This window comes from Bradyrhizobium sp. URHC0002 (assembly GCF_054059515.1).
The window spans coordinates 4,637,713-4,655,438 of sequence record NZ_JBSSCF010000001.1; the positions used below are offsets into that span (position 1 = coordinate 4,637,713).

At 64.0% G+C, this 17,726-nt stretch carries 15 protein-coding genes and 1 pseudogene; 8 read left to right on the forward strand and 8 right to left on the reverse strand.

Features of this window, described 5'->3' with window-relative positions:
• Positions 1 to 60: 60 nt before the first annotated feature.
• Positions 61 to 1,119: a patatin-like phospholipase family protein gene (locus ACVWVY_RS22445; RefSeq protein ID WP_456628428.1), complete on the reverse strand. Its 1,059-nt coding sequence runs from the start codon at positions 1,117 to 1,119 to the stop codon at positions 61 to 63.
• A 227-nt stretch (positions 1,120 to 1,346) separates the two neighbouring features.
• On the opposite strand from ACVWVY_RS22445, the gene ACVWVY_RS22450 reads away from it, so the two are divergent.
• Positions 1,347 to 2,414: a hypothetical protein gene (locus ACVWVY_RS22450; protein WP_456632285.1), complete on the forward strand. Its 1,068-nt coding sequence runs from the start codon at positions 1,347 to 1,349 to the stop codon at positions 2,412 to 2,414.
• A gap of 114 nt (positions 2,415 to 2,528) precedes the next feature.
• Here the strand turns inward: ACVWVY_RS22450 and ACVWVY_RS22455 are convergent.
• Positions 2,529 to 2,818: pseudogene (locus ACVWVY_RS22455) on the reverse strand (nitroreductase family protein); the annotation flags it as partial.
• A gap of 142 nt (positions 2,819 to 2,960) precedes the next feature.
• Here ACVWVY_RS22455 and ACVWVY_RS22460 point away from each other — a divergent pair.
• Positions 2,961 to 3,767 carry a matrixin family metalloprotease gene (locus ACVWVY_RS22460; protein WP_456628429.1) on the forward strand — a complete coding sequence of 269 codons (807 nt, stop codon included), beginning with the start codon at positions 2,961 to 2,963 and terminating at the stop codon, positions 3,765 to 3,767.
• Between the two features lie 151 nt (positions 3,768 to 3,918).
• Here ACVWVY_RS22460 and ACVWVY_RS22465 read toward each other — a convergent pair whose 3' ends face one another.
• Positions 3,919 to 4,482 (reverse strand): nitroreductase family protein, encoded by a 564-nt coding sequence (locus ACVWVY_RS22465; protein WP_456628430.1) that lies wholly within the window; start codon positions 4,480 to 4,482, stop codon positions 3,919 to 3,921.
• Positions 4,483 to 4,565: 83 nt separating this feature from the next.
• Positions 4,566 to 6,611, reverse strand: coding sequence for a threonine--tRNA ligase (gene thrS / locus ACVWVY_RS22470; RefSeq protein ID WP_456628431.1), 2,046 nt, complete (start codon positions 6,609 to 6,611; stop codon positions 4,566 to 4,568).
• Between the two features lie 245 nt (positions 6,612 to 6,856).
• Here thrS and ACVWVY_RS22475 point away from each other — a divergent pair, with 245 nt between their 5' ends.
• Complete coding sequence (locus ACVWVY_RS22475; protein ID WP_456628432.1) at positions 6,857 to 8,122, forward strand: hypothetical protein; 1,266 nt, start codon at positions 6,857 to 6,859, stop codon at positions 8,120 to 8,122.
• A gap of 81 nt (positions 8,123 to 8,203) precedes the next feature.
• Here the strand turns inward: ACVWVY_RS22475 and ACVWVY_RS22480 are convergent, their stop codons facing one another.
• Entirely contained in the window at positions 8,204 to 9,739 is a 1,536-nt protein-coding gene (locus tag ACVWVY_RS22480) for an alpha/beta fold hydrolase (protein WP_456628433.1), read from the reverse strand.
• Positions 9,740 to 9,873: 134 nt separating this feature from the next.
• Here ACVWVY_RS22480 and mddA point away from each other — a divergent pair, with 134 nt between their 5' ends.
• Positions 9,874 to 10,638, forward strand: coding sequence for a methanethiol S-methyltransferase (gene mddA / locus ACVWVY_RS22485; protein WP_456628434.1), 765 nt, complete (start codon positions 9,874 to 9,876; stop codon positions 10,636 to 10,638).
• 1 nt (position 10,639) lies between these two features.
• On the forward strand, positions 10,640 to 11,623 hold the full coding sequence (locus ACVWVY_RS22490) for an NADPH:quinone oxidoreductase family protein (protein WP_456628435.1): 984 nt from the start codon (positions 10,640 to 10,642) through the stop codon (positions 11,621 to 11,623).
• A gap of 5 nt (positions 11,624 to 11,628) precedes the next feature.
• Here ACVWVY_RS22490 and ACVWVY_RS22495 read toward each other — a convergent pair whose 3' ends face one another.
• Positions 11,629 to 12,969 (reverse strand): alpha/beta hydrolase, encoded by a 1,341-nt coding sequence (locus ACVWVY_RS22495; protein ID WP_456628436.1) that lies wholly within the window; start codon positions 12,967 to 12,969, stop codon positions 11,629 to 11,631.
• Positions 12,970 to 13,267: 298 nt separating this feature from the next.
• On the opposite strand from ACVWVY_RS22495, the gene ACVWVY_RS22500 reads away from it, so the two are divergent.
• Together ACVWVY_RS22500 and ACVWVY_RS22505 are read left to right on the forward strand one after the other, a co-directional pair.
• Positions 13,268 to 14,641, forward strand: coding sequence for an APC family permease (locus ACVWVY_RS22500; protein ID WP_456628437.1), 1,374 nt, complete (start codon positions 13,268 to 13,270; stop codon positions 14,639 to 14,641).
• Between the two features lie 2 nt (positions 14,642 to 14,643).
• On the forward strand, positions 14,644 to 15,882 hold the full coding sequence (locus tag ACVWVY_RS22505; RefSeq protein ID WP_456628438.1) for a hypothetical protein: 1,239 nt from the start codon (positions 14,644 to 14,646) through the stop codon (positions 15,880 to 15,882).
• Between the two features lie 13 nt (positions 15,883 to 15,895).
• Here the strand turns inward: ACVWVY_RS22505 and ACVWVY_RS22510 are convergent, their stop codons facing one another.
• Together ACVWVY_RS22510 and yidD are read right to left on the reverse strand one after the other, a co-directional pair.
• Entirely contained in the window at positions 15,896 to 16,063 is a 168-nt protein-coding gene (locus ACVWVY_RS22510; protein WP_456628439.1) for a hypothetical protein, read from the reverse strand.
• Positions 16,064 to 16,141: 78 nt separating this feature from the next.
• Positions 16,142 to 16,495, reverse strand: a complete 354-nt coding sequence (gene yidD, locus ACVWVY_RS22515; RefSeq protein ID WP_456628440.1) for a membrane protein insertion efficiency factor YidD — start codon at positions 16,493 to 16,495, stop codon at positions 16,142 to 16,144.
• A gap of 237 nt (positions 16,496 to 16,732) precedes the next feature.
• Between yidD and ACVWVY_RS22520 the strand changes: the two genes are divergently transcribed.
• Positions 16,733 to 17,650 carry a hypothetical protein gene (locus ACVWVY_RS22520; RefSeq protein WP_456628441.1) on the forward strand — a complete coding sequence of 306 codons (918 nt, stop codon included), beginning with the start codon at positions 16,733 to 16,735 and terminating at the stop codon, positions 17,648 to 17,650.
• Positions 17,651 to 17,726: the final 76 nt, after the last annotated feature.

Genomic DNA, 17,726 nt, shown 5'->3' on the forward strand with positions numbered 1-17,726 from the left:
GCTTGTTTTGACGCGTTTTCTTGGCGCGAACCGGTATCCACTTCGCTTAAAAACGCTACGTTATTCCTTCTCGGCCTTTTCGACCGCCGGCTCGGCTTCGCCCGCCGGCGGCGGCGCCAGAATGTGGATCGCCTCCTGGATTGACTCGATGGCGCGTTCGGCCGCCTTTACGCCGTGCGCGATCAGGTCGTCGGCGCGATGAAAATCGAACCAGCCGATCTTGCCGACGCGGGGCGAGATCAGGAGGTCGGGCGGATCGCCAGCCAACCGCGCGCGGGTGATGCGGTCCTGCATGATGTTGAACGCATCGACCATGACCGACGAGATGCCCGGCCGTCCGCCGCCGCCAAAGAACTCACGCTTCATGGTGCGTTCGGCGGAGAAGAATTTTCCGATACCGCGTTTCCGTGGCTCGGGTTCGGGCTGCGCTTCCGGCATCACCGATACCGAAACGCCGGGCGTCGGGCCGTGGGAGTAGATCGTCGTGGAGTGCGTGAAGACATCGCTGGAAAGATTGGCGGCGATGACGATCTCCGCGCCGAGCGCGCGAGCCGCCGACACCGGCACCGGATTTACCAGGGCGCCGTCGACCAGCCAGCGGTCGCCGACCAGCACGGGCGAAAATATTCCGGGCAATGCGTAGGAGGCGCGCATCGCGTCCACCATCGGGCCATGGGTCAGCCAGATCTCGTGGCCAGTGCGGACTTCGGTCGCAACCGTGGCAAATTTCACCGGCAGGTCTTCGATCAGGTTGTGGCCCATTGCAGCCTCGATTTCGGCCGCAAGCTTGGCGCCGCCGATCAGGCCCGAGCCGTTCAGGCGGATGTCGAGATAGGAGAAGACGCTTCGCGGCTGCAGGCTGCGTGCCCATTCTTCCACCGCATCGAGATGTCCGGAGGCATAGGCGCCGCCGACCACGGCGCCGATCGACGTTCCCACTACGACGTTGGGAATGATTCCGTGGGCTACCAGCGTCCTGATGATGCCGATATGGGCAAAGCCGCGAGCGGCGCCGCCGCCCAGCGCCAGCCCGATTACCGGCCGGCGGATGCTGCCGAGCCCTACCTTGTCGTGATCATCAGAGCCTTTTTGGCCGCGGCCCATCCAGCTATCCAACACGCAAACTCTCCTGCGGCACCAACGATATTCGCCGCGGCGCGGCCGCGCCAGACGAGTCCATTCCGATCCGCCTGCATGGTTTATGCCCGGCGAAAGCGGCCGGGAATGTGACTGGACCACGACCGCAGGACTAACATTGGGTGCCGGTGCGGGTTCCGCTACCGCCGCCGGCCGAACTTCCGCTACAGAGGCTTGAATTTGCCGCGTTTTCGGTGAAAAGCATGGCCATGATCTCGGGCGGTAACGGTATCGTTGGATTCGGGCGGGGCGGATGGCCTTTCCCGGCACTGGCGCTTGCCTTGTCACTGGTCGCGTTAATTCCGGCCTCAGTCTCGGCCCAGATGTTCCAGGACCGCCCGCCGCCGGTGCCGCCGGCCGCGGTTCCGGATGTCCAGACCCCGCCAGCCATGAATCTGGCGCCGCCGTCGGGGACGGGAGCAATCCCGCCGCCACTGAACCAGCCGACCATTGTGCCACCGTCGATCGCAACGGTCCCGCCGGTTGCGCCGCCAGCGGCCGCAGTTCCAACTCAGGGGGTGCTGTCGCTGACGGCGCGCTACGGCAAGGATCTGCCGGTCATCAATGGCGGGCTGGTGTGGCGGGTGTTCGCCGACAAGCCCGACGACACCGGCACGTTCAAGCTGATCCGCGAGGAGCGCGGCGCGACCCCGAACATCGTGCTGCCGCCCGGCAGTTACGTCGTCCACGTGGCGCTTGGCCTGGTCAGCGCGGTGCGGGCGGTGAGCCTGAAGGCGGAGACCGATCGCGTGGCCTTCGTGCTTCCGGCCGGCGGACTGCGCATCGAGGGCCGCGTCGGCTCGAGCAAGATTCCGCCGAACCAGATTTCGTTCGCGCTCTACAAGGGCAGCCAGTTCGAAGGGGGCGCTGGCGCCGAGCGCCAGTCGCTGGTGCCCAACGTCCCCGCAGGCGATGTCGCGCTGCTGCCGGAGGGGACCTATTACATCATCTCCAACTATGGCGACGCCAACTCGGTCGTGCGCTCCGACATCCGCGTCCAGGCCGGCAAGCTGACGGACGTGACCGTCAGCCACCGCGCGGCGGTGATTACGCTGAAGCTCGTCAGTGACCGGGGCGGCGAGGCGCTCGCTAACACCGCGTGGTCCGTCATCACCCCGGGCGGCGACGTCATCAAGGAATCGATCGGCGCGTTTCCGCGCGTCGTGCTGTCCGAGGGCGAATACCGCGCGATTGCCAAGAACGAAGGCAAGGTGTTCGAGCGGCCCTTCAACGTCGTCAACGGCGTCGACGCCGAGGTCGAGGTCATGGCGCGCTAGCCAGGCACAAAATCGCGAAAACAACCCCATGCAAAGTAGAATTGGGCTCGCCTCGCACCGTCGTCACGGCTCAACCTAATCCCACTCCAGGGCATCCATCCTCTCTTGCGGACTCTAGAACCGCGTCACGATATCGGAAAGAATTGGGCGCGGGCGGTCTTCGGCAGGTTTTGCCGGTGTGCCAATATGGATTAAGCCGGCGAGTTTTTCGTCCGCCTTCAAGCCAAGCCCGTCGAGCACGTCGCGGTCGAATGCGAACCAGCCGGTGAGCCAGTTGGCGCCATAGCCGAGCGCGGTGGCGGCGGATGTTCATCGCGCTGGCGCGCGGACAATTCCTGCTCCCACGCCGGAACCTTCGGATGCGGCTTTGTAAAGCTCACCACGGCGATCACCAGCGGCGCGTCCATGCTCGTCGCAGTATTGCTCATCATTTAATGAGCGTTGTATCGCCTCACTCTCGCCGACGAGAGCCTCAGTCTCGTCAACCAGACAGCTTACCTCTCCGACACTGCGATCTTGATCTACACCAGCAGCGAAGGAGATGGCATGGCGTACGATTTCAGCCTCGAGGGCGCAAAATGGGGCTCATCCGAACTGGGCACTGCGGGCGGGACGGTCACTTGGGCCGTCGATGACAGTATCTCCCAGACAGACCTGCAATCCATCAATGCTGCATTCGCTGAGTGGTCCAAGGTCGCCAATATTCAATTCCAGGAAGTCGCGTCCACTGCCGATGCTGACATCGATTTTGCAAACAGTGCGATCGATGGTGCCAGCAACGTCCTGGGAGTCACGGGCTTCAGTTTTTCAGGGGGCCAGCTTCAGCATGCGGACGTCACGTTCGATAGTGGCGACCATCTGAGCGGCTCGGACTTGACCCTCGTCGCGACCCACGAGATCGGGCATGCGATTGGACTGGGTCACTTCAACGACGATCCCGCGGTGATGAACTCGACCGCCAATTTCTCGCTCACCGGTTTGGCGCAATCCGATATCGACGGCGTTGTGGCGCTTTATGGCGCCAACACCACCGACATGGCGGATGCGGGCACGGGGACCACGCCGCCGGACACCGCCACTCCCGATGACGGGACTGGCGGCTGTGGCGGAACCCAGACGGCTGCGGGCGATGGCGGCACCGGTGCAGATGCCGGCCTAGGTGATGGCGGCGCGCACCATGGCTTCGGCGGTGATCTTGGCGGCCGATTCGCAGATCTCGCATCTCTGCTGCATTCATTCCAGGGTGACCGCGGCGATGCAGCCGCCGCATCGGGCGCTGATTTGCACAGCGCGCCGCTCGCAGAACTGATCAATGTAGCGCACCAGCATTTCGACCATCATATGTGGGGTTGATCGTGCGCGCGATGGTCGTCATGTCGTGACGACGCGACAATGTCCGGCGCAGAACGAGAGTTCTGCGCCGGGCATTGTCGTTGATTGACGATTAAGAGGACGGCCTAAGTCGCAAACAGCGAATGTGACGAGCCGGAGTCTAAAACCATGTCTAAAACCGCGTCACGATATCTGACAGCGCCGGGCGCGGGCGGTCCTCGGCAGGCTTTGCCGGCGTGCCGATATGGATGAAGCCGGCGAGTTTTTCATCCGCCTTCAAGCCAAGCCCGTCGAGCACGTCGCGGTCGAATGCGAACCAGCCGGTGAGCCAGTTGGCGCCATAGCCGAGCGCGGTGGCGGCGGTGACGATGTTCATCGCGCTGGCGCCCGCGGACAATTCCTGCTCCCACGCCGGCACCTTCGGATGCGGCTTTGTAAAGCTCACCACCGCAATCACCAGCGGCGCGTCCATCAGCCGGCGTTTCTCCACCTCGATATCGGCGGTGGGTGCAGCCGGATTCTTCTTCGCGAACACTTGCGCGATGACATCGCCGGCCCGCGCCCGGGCGTCGCCCTCGAACACGATGAAGCGCCACGGCGTCAGCTTGCCGTGATCGGGCACCCGCGCGCCGATGGTCAGGATGGTGTCGAGTTCGCCGGCCGTCGGGCCGGGGCCGCTCATCTCGCGGGGCTTTACCGAGCGGCGGATCTTCAGGAGTTCAAGGGCGTCAGGCACTAAGGGTCTCTTTCGTCGGAAATGGCTGTGCCACAGATAGGGGCACAGCCGGTCCAGCGGAAGCCGATTTAGACCGATTATGATCAGCCCGCGGCCCGCTCCCGCTTCACATCAGGCGGCGTCGCTTCCTCGACGAGCGCGGCCAGCGCCTCGTCGGTCGGCATCACCTTCTGCCCCTCGCTGCCGAGCCGGCGGATCGAGACCGAATGGGTCTCGGCTTCCTTCTTGCCGACGACGAGCAGGGCAGGGATTTTTGCCAGCGAGTGCTCGCGGACCTTGTAGTTGATCTTCTCGTTGCGCAAATCGATCTCGACGCGCAATCCGGCACGCCGCGCGGCGGCCGCGACCACCTTGGCGTATTCGTCGCCCTCGGACGTGATCGTCGTCACCACGGCTTGCACCGGCGCCAGCCAGAGCGGGAAGTTACCGGCGAAGTGCTCGATCAAAATGCCGATGAAGCGTTCCATCGAGCCGCAGATCGCGCGGTGTACCATGACCGGCGCCTTCTTCGAGCCGTCGGCGTCGATGTAGAACGCGCCAAACCGTTCCGGCAGGTTGAAGTCGACCTGCGTGGTGCCGCATTGCCAGTCGCGGCCGATGGCGTCGCGCAGCACATACTCGAACTTCGGCCCGTAGAACGCGCCTTCGCCGGGGTTGATCGCGGTCTTGATGCGGTTGCTGCCGCTGGCCTGGATTTCCGCCAGCACGGTCGCCATCACGCGCTCGGCATGATCCCACATCTCGTCGGTGCCGACGCGCTTATCCGGCCGGGTCGAGAGTTTGACCGTCAGTTCGCCGTCGAAGCCGAAATCGGCATAGGTCGACAGGATCAGCTCGTTGATCTTGAGGCACTCGTCGGCAAGCTGGGCTTCCGTGCAGAACACGTGCGCGTCATCTTGCGTAAACCCGCGCACGCGCATCAGGCCGTGCATGGCGCCCGACGGCTCGTAGCGATGCACCACGCCGAATTCTGCAAGGCGCAAGGGCAGGTCGCGGTAGCTCTTCAAGCCATGCTTGAAGATCTGCACATGGCCCGGGCAGTTCATCGGCTTCAGCGCAAACCAGCGCTTGTCCTCGGCCTCGTCGCCGGCCGACTGCGCCGCGAACATGTTCTCGCGGTACCAGTCCCAGTGACCGGACGTTTCCCACAACACCTTGTCGAGGATCTGCGGCGCATTGACCTCGCTGTAGTCGCCGGTCAGGCGGCGGCGCATATAGGCGATCAGCGCCTGGAAGATGGTCCAGCCCTTCGGGTGCCAGAACACCACGCCGGGGCCTTCTTCCTGGAAGTGGAACAGGTCGAGCTCGCGGCCGAGCTTGCGGTGGTCGCGCTTCTCGGCTTCCTCGATCTGCTTGAGGTAAGCGTCGAGCTCTTCCTGCTTGGCGAACGCCGTGCCGTAGATGCGCGTCAGCATCGGGTTGTTCGAGTCGCCGCGCCAATAGGCGCCCGCCACCTTCATCAGCTTGAAGGCATTGCCGACCTTGCCGGTCGAACTCATATGCGGGCCGCGGCAAAGGTCGAACCAGTCGCCCTGGAAATAGATCTTGATCGGTTCGTCGCCGGGAATGGCGTCGACCAGTTCGACCTTGAAGGCCTCGCCCTTGTCGCGAAACACCTGCTTTGTCTTTTCGCGGTCCCACACTTGCTTGGTGAAGGGCTTGTCGCGCGCGATGATCTCGCGCATCCGTTTTTCGATCGCCGAAAAATCTTCCGGCGTGAACGGCTCGTTGCGGAAGAAGTCGTAATAGAAGCCGTTCTCGATCACCGGGCCGATGGTGACCTGCGTGCCCGGCCACAGCGACTGCACCGCTTCCGCCAGCACATGCGCGCAGTCATGCCGGATCAGTTCCAGCGCGCGCGCGTCGTCGCGGTTGATGAGCTCGATCTTCGCATCGCCCGAGATCGGATCGTTGAGGTCGGTGACCACGCCATCCAGCGCCATTGCCACCGTGCGCTTGGCCAGCGACGGCGAGATGCCCTTGGCGAGGTCGAGTCCAGTGATGTCCCTGGGATATTCGCGCTTCGCGCCGTCCGGGAAGGTGAGGGTGATCTTTTCCAAGGGCTCGGCCGGTTTCAAATTAGCAAGGCCGAACTGGAATCCGGATGCGGGCGGGTTCTGGTCAGACATGTCATTCTCCTAAAGCTCACTCCTGCGAACGAGCGCAGGTAAGCGGGAAGCAGCGGTATAGCAGGGGATTCGGCTCCTGCAATCGGGCAATATCGAGAAATTCAGGTCAAATCCTGCCTACAATCAATGGCCTTAAGTCCGATCGCTCGAGCACCGCGAGAGGCGGCGCGATCAAGGGTTGCGGTGGCGGCAGGCATTCTCTAGCTTTGGCCGTTGCTTCCGTTATCCCGCTGATTACGCCGGTCATGATGCTTCGCCTTCTCCTTCTCGCAGCCCTGCTGCTGGTTCACGGCGAGGTGCGTGCCGAATCGCCGGCCGAAAAGGCTGGATTTGCACCCAGGCTGATCATTTACAATGCCAGGGGCCCTGCCAATTCGTGCGGTCCGGGCTGCGATCGCTGGATTGCGATCGAGGGCCAGGTCGACGAGGGCGCGGCCGTGCGCGTCAGCCGCTTCCTGCGCGACGTCAAGGACACCAGGCGGCCGATCTACCTTCATTCGCCGGGCGGCTCGGTCAGGCCATCCTACGCCATCGCCCGCCTGCTGCGCAGCAGGAAGGCCACAGCCCGGATCGGACGCACCATCGCAACCGCCTGCGCCGGAGTAACCCAGGTCGACGCGGCCTGCCTCAAGGTCAAGACGGCAGGCGGGGAGGTCGAGGCCGAGCTCACGACCCGCAACGCCATGTGCAATTCTGCCTGCGGCTATCTGTTTCTCGGCGCCACGACCCGCGAGGTCGCGCCCGATGCCGCGATCGCCGTACATAACTCCAGGCTCACGCTGCTCGTTCGCGGGCCATTCTCGGCGCAGCAGATTGCCGATTTCAAGCAACGCGGCATCGAGAGGGCTGACCGAGAGCGCGCCGCCTTCGTCGTTTCCATGGGCGTTCGCCGTGAGCTGGATGATCTCATCAAGACGGTAAAATTCGAGAGCTTGCATGTCCTCACGCGGGCCGAGCTCTATCGCTTCGGCATCGATACACGCCCCTTGCCGGAAACGGCGTGGACACTCGAAGCCGCGTCGCGCCCGTACGTCCGCAAGATCGCCGCGGCAAAACAGGGCGACGACGCGTCGTTCCGAACGATGGAGTGGCGGCTGTTCTGCGAGAACAAGGATCGCGCCCGGCTGATGTTCGTGCGGGAATCCGACCCAAGCGGTGGTGGCCTCAGGACGATGATGCTGACGGCGGGACCGGACAAGTCCGTGGCCTTTGGAAAGTATCCCGCGCGCGTCGGCAAGTACGAGGTGTGGAGCGATATCGTCGCCCCCGATGCCATGCAGGCGATGCTGGCAGCTTCCAGCCTTCACATGGGCGAGGGTACGCTCGACCCGGAAGGCAAGACCAAGCTCGCGACGTTCGACATCGATACGCTTGGCCTTGGGACGTCATGGACGCAGCTGTTGACATCGTGCCCGGCAAACACCACCCGGCCTGCGGCCACGTCTTCCAGTCTCAACCCATCTCCCGCAATTCCACCGGTTTCCGCTGTTCCCGCGACTCCGGCGAAGTGAGCGCAAGATGCGCTATCGATACGGCTGTTCGGTGCTGGCGAAAGCCCAAGGCATGCGATGCAAGCCGCGAATGTCGGCCGATCACTTCGCGAGATCGCCGACGAACGGCCTGATGTGGTCGAGCACCGCTTGCTGGTCACCGGCGAAGGCCCAGTGATCGGCGCCGTCGAGCTCGATGAAACGCGCCTGCGGGATGTGGTCGGCAAGATGTCTTCCGGCGCCGATGCGGACGGCGCGGTCGCCGCGGCGGTGCAGCACCAGCGTCGGAACGGCAACCCGCTTGAGAAGATGCCGCACATCCGTATCGCGCAGAGCCTCGAGCACGCCCTTGATGGCGCCCGGGCTGGAGGCCGCGCGAAGCAGGCCGGCCCACCAGGCTCGCGCTTTCGCGTCGCCGGCCAGAGTAGGCGCGAACGCCTCGATTCCCGCCGGCCCGCCCCAGGCTGACACGATCTGCTGCAGCCACGCATCAAATTGATCGGCGTGCAGCGCATGCGGATAGTCAGGCGCAAAGCTTCCCTTCGCGAGCGAGTCGAACAGGATCAGCCCGGCAACGCGGTCAGGATGCTCGGCCGCAAAACTGATGCAGGCCGGCCCGCCTTCGGATGCGCCGAACAGCACGACCCGGCGCGAGCCCGCGGCATCGAGCACGGTGCCGATGTCCTGTGCGGTCGCCTCAGCGCTCGGCCTGTACCCGACCCGGTCGGAAAGGCCGACGCCGCGGCGGTCGAACAGAATGAGACGGCCCATCTCGGCCAGCGAGGAGAGAAACGCCCGACATCCTACATCCTCCCAGACGCGCTCGACATGGGACACGAAACCGGCCAGCACCAGGATGTCGATGCGCCCCTTGCCGTAGGTCTGGAAGGCGAGATGGACGCTGCCGCCGCTGACATATTGGGTCGCCGGCGGCGCCTCGGCAGCGGCTTCGAGCAGTGTGGTCGTCTCGGCTTCGGGCGCGACGTCGAGTTCGTCGCGCAAGCGTTGCGTCAGCGCCTTGAACTGCCGTTCGGCCGCGGCGCGATCGCCGCCCAGCATCAAATTGCGAATGAGGTGGCGTGCATAGATTTCGCTGAGCGGATCGAGCGCCACCAGGCGGCCGGCATGCGCGGCGGCGGAGGCGTAGTCGCCCGTTGACTGCTTCTCCTGCACCACGCGCTCCAGCGCCTGGATCGCGCGGCCGCGCAGGGCTTCCCTGCGGAAGAATGCCCACTCGTCGAATTGCGGGCAGTCGCCGGGCGAGAAGCCGTCGAGAAAGTCGGCTTGATAAAGAGTGCTGGCACGCTCGAACGCGCCGCGGTCGCAAGCCTCTTCGAACAGGCGTGAATCGATTTTCAGATCGAGTGCCGCCGACAGCCGGACCGTGGATCTGTCGGAGGCGAGCACATCGCCGAGCGCGAGCTGGAGGCGATGCAGCAGCCGGCGCAGCCGTGCCCTTACCACGTCCGCCGGACTTTCCGGCCACAGCATGGTTGCGATCACATCGCGCCCGACCGGGCCCTTGGCTTCGGCCAGATAGACCAGCAGCGCGAGGCCCTTGCGCAACGCCAACGGGCACAGGCGGTCATCACAACGGATCTCCGGGAACCCGAGCGTCCGGACGCTGAACGAAGCCATGGCGGTGCGATCTTCAGTGCTGGCGTCCAGGAACGCGGTGGCGTTGCGGGGACGCCATGCGCCCCGGGGACGCTGAGGGGACGCTGCGATGATAGCACCGGGCGGAATACACCGTCACCCTTTGGAGAAACGTCATGATTGGACGCGCCGTCGCCCTCGTTTATGGCCTCGCGAGCTATCTCATCTTCTCGCTTTCATTTGCCTACACGCCGGCCTTCCTCGGCAATTTCCTCGTCCCGAAGACGATCGACGTCGGACCGGACAGCGCTCCCGCGCACGCGGTCGTGATCGACGCGATTCTGCTTGGCCTGTTTGCGATCCAGCACAGCGTCATGGCGCGCCCGGCCTTCAAGCGCTGGTGGACGCGCATCATCCCGGCGTCCTGCGAGCGCAGCACCTATGTGCTGATCTCGAGCGCTCTGTTGATCCTTACATTCTGGCAGTGGCGCCCGATCGCCGCGACCGTCTGGCGCGTTGAGGGCTGGTCGGCAGCGATGCTCACGGCGATCTTCTGGATGGGCTGGCTGATCGCGCTGCTTTCGACATTTCAGATCGATCATTTTGAGCTGTTCGGCTTGCGCCAGGTCGTCGACGCGCTGCGTGGAGCCGCCGGTCGCATGCAGGCGTTCAGGACGCCGCTGCTGTACCGGCTGGTGCGTCACCCGCTGATGCTGGGCATGCTGCTCGCGTTCTGGGCGGCCCCGCATATGACGGCGGGACATCTGTTGTTCGCCGTTATGAGCACCGCCTACATCCTTGTCGGCGTCAGGTTGGAGGAGCGAGACCTCGTTGCCGCGTTCGGCGCGAGCTACGAGCAGTATCGCCGGCGCGTTCCGATGCTCTTGCCGCGTCTCTTCGGCGGCGACTCCGTCGCGTCAGAAACGCGTCGCGGAGGTTGAGATGCGTGCCATTCTTTGCAACGCCTTTAAAGGCATCGAAGCCCTTGGGTTCACCGAGGTCGAGGAGCCACGCCCGGCAGCCAACGAGGTTCTCGTTGATGTCCATGCCGCGTCCGTCAGCTACATGGACTACTTGATGAGCTGCGGCGGCTATCAGATGCGGCCGGCGCTTCCCTATGTGCCGGGAACGGATGCTGCCGGAATCGTGCTGGCCTGCGGCGACCGGGTTACGCGCTTCCGACCCGGAGACCGGGTCAGTTGCGGCAACTGGTTCGGTGCATTTGCGGAGCGCATGGTCGCCAAAGAGAGCAGCGTCGCCATGCTGCCGGCCAACGTTGATTTCACCGTGGGGTCGACGGTGATGCACACCTATCTCACGGCCTGGTATGCACTGATTGAGCGGGCGCGGCTGCAGGCCGGTGAGACGGTGCTCGTGACGGGGGCCGCCGGCGGCGTTGGCCTCGCCTGTGTCGAGATCGCGCATTTGATGGGCGCGCGGGTCATTGCCGTTGTCGGCGGGGCTGCGAAGGCAGCGCTGGTCCGCACGCATGGCGCCGCCGAGGTCGTCGACCATTCGTGCGAAGACGTGCGTGAACGTGTGAAGGCCCTTGCAGGGAAGGGTCTCGACATCTGCGTTGACAATGTCGGCGGCGCACGCTTCGCGACGCTCGCGAGGTCTATGGGCTGGAACGGTCGGCTGCTTCCGATCGGCTTCACCAGCGGCGAGATTCCATCGCTCGCCATGAATCTGCCTTTGCTCAAGAACTATTCGGTCGTCGGCGTGTTCGTCGGCGCCTGGATGGAGCGTTACCCGGATGAAGCTGCCCGCGCGGCGGAGCGGGTCATGGCATGGGTCGGCGAGTGCAAGCTCCGCCCGCAGGTCGATCGGGTGCTTCCGCTCCAGCGTGCCGGTGAAGCGATGGGTCTGGTGGCGAACAGGCGCGCGATGGGGCGGATTGTGCTGCAGGTCAGGCAAGACGCCTGACCGTTTTACCGGCTCGCTGCCGGTGCGCTGGCGACCCGGGTCAAAGCGGGCGTAGCGGCCATCTTGACCAGCACGTCCTTGACCGGATGCTCGGTCCAGGCCTGCGTGACGTAATTGCGATGGGTAACGCCATCGGGCGTCTGCACGAACACGACGCTGCCGGGCCGCAGCGGCCCGTCCATGCTCTCGGTGACCGTGATGCCCCTGTCGCGGAGCGTCTGCATCAGTTCCTGGTCGTGCCGCTTGGTGTAGCGGGTATATGAAGAGACGAAGAAGCCGGTCCGGTTCTTCTCGATCCATGACGCGAACTTATCGAGTTCGCCATAGACGGCGTCGAGCAGGAACACGCCGCGCACCCGGTTGGGGACGCCGCCGACCTCGAGGCTCCAGGCGGTCGGCAGGAAGCCGCCGCTGTAGCCGACGATCACGATCGGCAGGTTCGCGAACGCCTGCGCCGACGTCGGATCGCCGTAGAGGCGGGCGAGGTGGCTGGCTGACTCATCGATGAAGCGCTTGAAGCCGCCCGGTTGCCAGAACTTGCCGGCCGAGGAATCGGCGGCGTTCACCGCGAGTTGCGGCGCGAGCAGCACGGCGTTGACGCCGGAATCCGAGATCTGCTGCGGCACCAGTTGCCGATCGCGGACGTCGCGCTCCAGCGTCGCGCCGTTGCCGTGGAAGAACACCACGATCACGCCCGGCTTCCTGACATCGAACGTCTCGGGGACGTGCACCAGCACGCGGCTGTCGTTGTAGGTCTCGTCCTGCCAATAGACCCGGCCGCCATAGCTGCGGTGGCCCTTGCGGTCGCCCTTGGCGATGTTGAGGAACGGCTCTTCGGAGCGCGGATTGGTTCCGGAATAGGGGAACGCCGAGGACTTCATGCTGACCAGTGTGGTCAATTCTTCGCGCTCGGTTCGGGGTAGCGTCAGCGTCGGCGTGAGCGACGCGACCCTCACGGGCTCGGTGCGCACCGTGCGCGGCGGTTGCGGCGCCAGCGCGACCTGGCGCTGGAACTGCGGCAGGCTTTCATTGGCGGTCGGGAAACGGTCGGAGAATTGCGGCTGTGGGAAACGGTCGTCGAACGTATCGATGGAAGTCCGGTCGGCGGAAGTTTTGGACTTGGCGGCCCGGGATTTTGCGCCTTCCGTGTTCGCCGCCAGCATGTCGGCGCTCGGCGCCTTGCCGCATTGAACCAGGACAAAGGACAGCGGCACGCACAGCGCAGCCATCGCCAGCCAATGCCATCGCAGAGGCAAGGGGAACGGCAAGGCGCGGCGCGGCATGACCGGGGACGTCGCCCGGCCGGCGCGATCAGCTATCAGGAATTTCGGAATCGATCCGACCATCCACCCCAATGTCCCAAGATCCACCGTCAACCGGCGTAAACTCGCACGCGCTCAGGCGGCGTTAAGCGTCCGGAAAAACTCCCCACGTCCGGAAGCCCCGAGGAGACCATGCAATCGTGTCGCGATTGTGGGACCGTCACGATGTTTTCGCAATCCGGTGGCGGCACGGGTGGCCTCGGGGTATTATAGAACCTATTTTGTCTCTCAATTTAAACCCTTGTTAACATTGCTTGAATTGAACCGCGTCAGCCTGCACGATGCGGCTCCAGGCTGTGGGCGCTGAACGTATGGGTCCGACATGGCGGCATCACAAACGGGAAGCCCGGCGTGGCCCGGCTCGCTCTCCGGCAGCGGCTCCACCGTTTCGATTCTGGTGGCGGTTGCCATCGTCGTTGCCGACATGGTCGGTGTCGGCGTCTTCACCAGCCTCGGCTTTCAGGTCAAGGACATCCCGTCCGGCTTTTCGATCCTGTTGCTGTGGATCGTAGGCGGCATCGTCGCGTTGTGCGGGGTGTTTTCCTACGGTGAACTCGGCGCGATGTTTCCGCGTTCGAGCGGCGAGTACAACTTCCTCGGCCGGGCCTATCACCCGGCCTTCGGCTTCGTGGCGGGCTGGGTGTCGGCAACGGTCGGCTTCGCCGCACCGGTCGCGCTGGCCGCCATGGCATTCGGCGAATACGGCAAGTCGGTCCTGCCCAATGCGCCGCCGCTGGCGCTGGCGATCGGCGTGGTCTGGCTGGTGTCGCTGGTGCAACTCACCGGGGTCAGGCACTCCTCGACCTTTCAACTGGTCTCCACCATCCTGAAGGTCGCGCTGATCGTGGCCTTCCTGGTCTGCGGCTTTGTGATCGGCACGGCGCAGCCGGTATCGTTTGCGCCATCCGCCTCCGATTTCACCCATATCGTCAGCGCGCCGTTCGCGATCAGCCTCGTGTTCGTGATGTATTCGTTCTCGGGGTGGAACGCGGCGACCTACATCATCGGCGAGGTGAGGTTGCCCGAGCGCAACGTGCCGCGGGCGATGCTGATCGGAACGCTGATCGTGCTGGCTTTGTATGTGGCGCTCAACGCGGTGTTCCTGCACACCGCGCCGATCGACAAGCTCGCGGGCCAGCTCGACGTCGCGCGGATTTCCGGCAGCTACATCTTCGGCGAATTCGGCGGCCGCATCGTCGGCGCGATGATCTGCTTCGGGCTGATCTCTTCCATCAGCGCGATGATGTGGATCGGGCCGCGCGTCATGATGACGATGGGTGAGGACATTCCGGTGCTGCGGCCGTTCGCGCGAAGGTCGACTGGCGGCGCGCCGGCTTACGCCATCCTGTTTCAGCTTTCGGTCGCGAGCCTGATGCTGTTTACGCGCAGCTTCGAGGACGTGCTCGATTTCATCCAGTTCGCGCTGTTGTTCTGTTCGTTCTTCACCGTGCTTGGCGTGATCAAGCTGCGCATCACGCATCCCGGTCTGCCGCGACCCTACCGTGCCTGGGGGTACCCGGTAACGCCTGTGATTTTCCTGATCGTGACGGGCTTCATGATGTACTATCTCTTGACCGAGCGGACGCGGCAGTCGCTGCTGAGTCTTCTGATCATGTTTTCAGGCCTGTTGATTTACGCCGTTTTCCGCAAGCGGGCAGATCAAGGCCCCGTGGCCGTATCCTCGGGTCGTGAATGAACATGCTGCATTCCGTTCGAATGGCGACGCTTGCTGCCGTGATGCTGTTTGGGGCGGCGCTTCCTGTTCGTGCCCAAACTGCATCCGCTGACGACACCGCGAAATTTCTGGCCGGCATGATGCCGTCGGCGGATTCGCCGCTCACACCGCTGACCAGGGAGGCGGCCTGGCAGCGCCACGCCAGATTCTTCGACACCGCGTTCGAAAAACTCGAGCAGCGCCAGGTGTCGCGGATCCGCGCCTGGGCGGATACCAATCTGGCGGCGCCGAAGCCGACCATGTTCTACATGTTCTCAGGTCCGGACTTTCTCTATGCGAACGCGTTCTATTCCAAGGCGTCGACATATGTGCTGAGTGCGCTCGAGCCGGTCGGTTCGGTGCCTGACCTCTCGCGATTGCCGCGCGGCGGCATTGCGTCAGCGCTCTACAATGTCGAGCGTTCGCTCGGTTCGATCCTGAGCTTCAGCTTCTTCATCACCAAGGACATGAAGACCGATCTGCAGGCGGGTCAGATCAGCGGCACCCTGCCGATCCTCTACGTGTTCCTGGCGCGCTCCGGCATGACCGTGAAGAGCGTCAGTCCGATCTCGCTGGACGACCAGGGTGCGGCGCATTTCGCGGGCGAAAATGCCGGACCGAATGCCGTGCGCGGCGTGCGCATCATGTTCGCCGGCAGCGATGGTCAGGAAAAGACGCTGTATTACTTCTCGACCGATCTTTCCAATTCCGGCGTGAAGACGAGCGGCTTCCTGAAATTCTGCGAGACGCTCGCGCCCGCCAGCAGCCTGATCAAGAGCGCGTCCTACCTGCTGCATTCCGGCAACTTCACCACCGTGCGCAACTTCCTGCTCAACAACAGCGCCACCGTCATCCAGGACGATTCCGGAATTCCGCTGGCCTATTACAGCACGAAGAAATGGCGCTTGTTCCCGTTTGGCCGCTATCTCGGGCCGATCGACGAATTCCCGGGGCGCTACCAGGAATCATATGCTGCACTCTTCCGCCGCGCGCAGCCGATCGATTTCGGCATCGGCTACCGCTGGCGCACGCCTGAATCGAATGTGCTGCTCTCGGTGAGATTGCCCGACGATGGATCGCCCGCTATCGACGCCACGGCGTCGACGGAGGCACCGCCGTCACCGCCGCGTCCGCGCAGGCTGCGGCCGCCGGCGGATATAGGGCCGCGTCCGCCAGGGAATTTCTGGCCGCAGCAGCGGGGCGGCTTCTTCTTCTGGCGATAGAACGCCCCGGACTTCACCAGCGTACGCTTTGACTCGGTACGATGAAGGCCGCTTTGCTGGACGGTTCGGAACGCGTGCCGAAATATTGCCACGCTGCGACAATGAGGATGAGCAGAGCGAAGATCGCCAGCAGGTCGTTCAGCCTGACATCGTAACCATGGTCACTGATTTTCCAGCGCATCGTTTGTTTCCTCCCTGAGGGAGTGCCAAATCAATGCGGACGGCTGAACCGGAGTTCCAGCGCATCAGCAATGCGCATTCATGCGTCGTTGACGCCGCGCCAGCGTCCGTAGCGCCACGGCAGATACCATCGCGCACCCGCAGGTCTCGTCAGCGGCACGTTGTCGATGCCGGACGTGCCGAAGGGCTGGCAGCGCAGGATCCGCGCCAGCGTCATCCATCCGCCGCCCCACAGGCCGAAGCGCTCGATCGCTTCGTCGCCATACACCGAGCAGGTCGGCAGATGCCGGCAGTTGTAGCCGACCAGCGGCGACAGCGTGTGCCGGTAGATCCAGATCAGTGCGCGCCCCGCATTGCGCGGCAGACGATGGACGGTGTTGGCACAATCCGTGCAGTGTTTCGGAGGTGACGATGAATGATCAGCGGGCGCCATGCTGAACTATGTACGTAATTTTGCGGGTGTTCCCAAGCTAGGAACTCAAGTCGCGCAGATATTTACGCCACAGTTCGCAATTATCGCACCGCAAAACACCGGGGCACGCCAAGGTATTATGGACGGCACATGTCAGTACAGTTACCGTTTCAGCAGCGCATCGATGACAGAATCATGTTGCGTTGAAGTGGGGCCGTTGCATCGCATCCCTGTTGGGATTTGGGGGAAGGAACCAAATTGAGGTTTGTGAGGTCGCTGAAACTTCGCGGCTGGGCGCTCCTCGGCGCCACCGCCTTTTGTCTCGCATTGCCTGGCGCGATCACGACGCTGGGCAATTCGGCGTACGCCGGCGGCACCCTCGAAGAGCGCAAGCAGCCGATGCATTTCAAGTGGAATGCTTGTCAGCCCGATTGCAGGGGCTGGGTGTCGGCGGTGGGCATCGTCACATCGGATAGTCCGAGGGAGTTCGACGAGTTCGCCAAAGATCGCCAGCTCGCCGGTGCGACCATCGTGCTGGATTCCAGCGGCGGCTCGGTCAACGATTCCATCGCGCTCGGCCGCAAATTCCGCAGTCTCGGCGCGCTGACCACGGTCGGCGCCACCGTGCGCACGCAGACCTCGCACGGCGAACGCACGAGCGTGGCGCCGGAAGCCTATTGCGAGTCGATGTGCGTGTTCCTGCTGCTGTCGGGCAAGACGCGTTACGTGCCGCCCGTCGCGCATGTCCGCGTGCACCAGATCTGGATGGGCGATCGCGCCGACGACGCCAAGGCCGCAAGCTACACCGCGCAGGATCTGATGATCGTGGAGCGCGACATCGGCCGGCTCGCGAAATACACCTTCGACATGGGCGGCACCGGCGATCTGCTGTCGCTCGCGCTCAGCGTGCCGCCGTGGGAAGATCTGCACGAGATGTCGCGCGGTGAATTGCGCCTGGCCAATCTCGTCACGACCGATGCGGTCGCCGACGTGTTCCCGCAGGACAATTCTTTGGTGCCGATGGCCGAGGCGAAGCCTTCCAAGCCGCAGGATCGATTCGTCAGTTCCGCCGTCGGGGGCGACGCGCAACCGCAGCCGGCCAAGTCCACCAAGACCGCCGAAGCCGCGGTTCCGACCGGCGGCGCCGCGACCGCGGCTCAGCCGCAGCAGAAGTAGGTTCTGCCCCAACCCACGGTGTCATCATCCGCCTTGTGCGCAATTGCGCACTGGGGCGGATGATCCAGTACGCCGA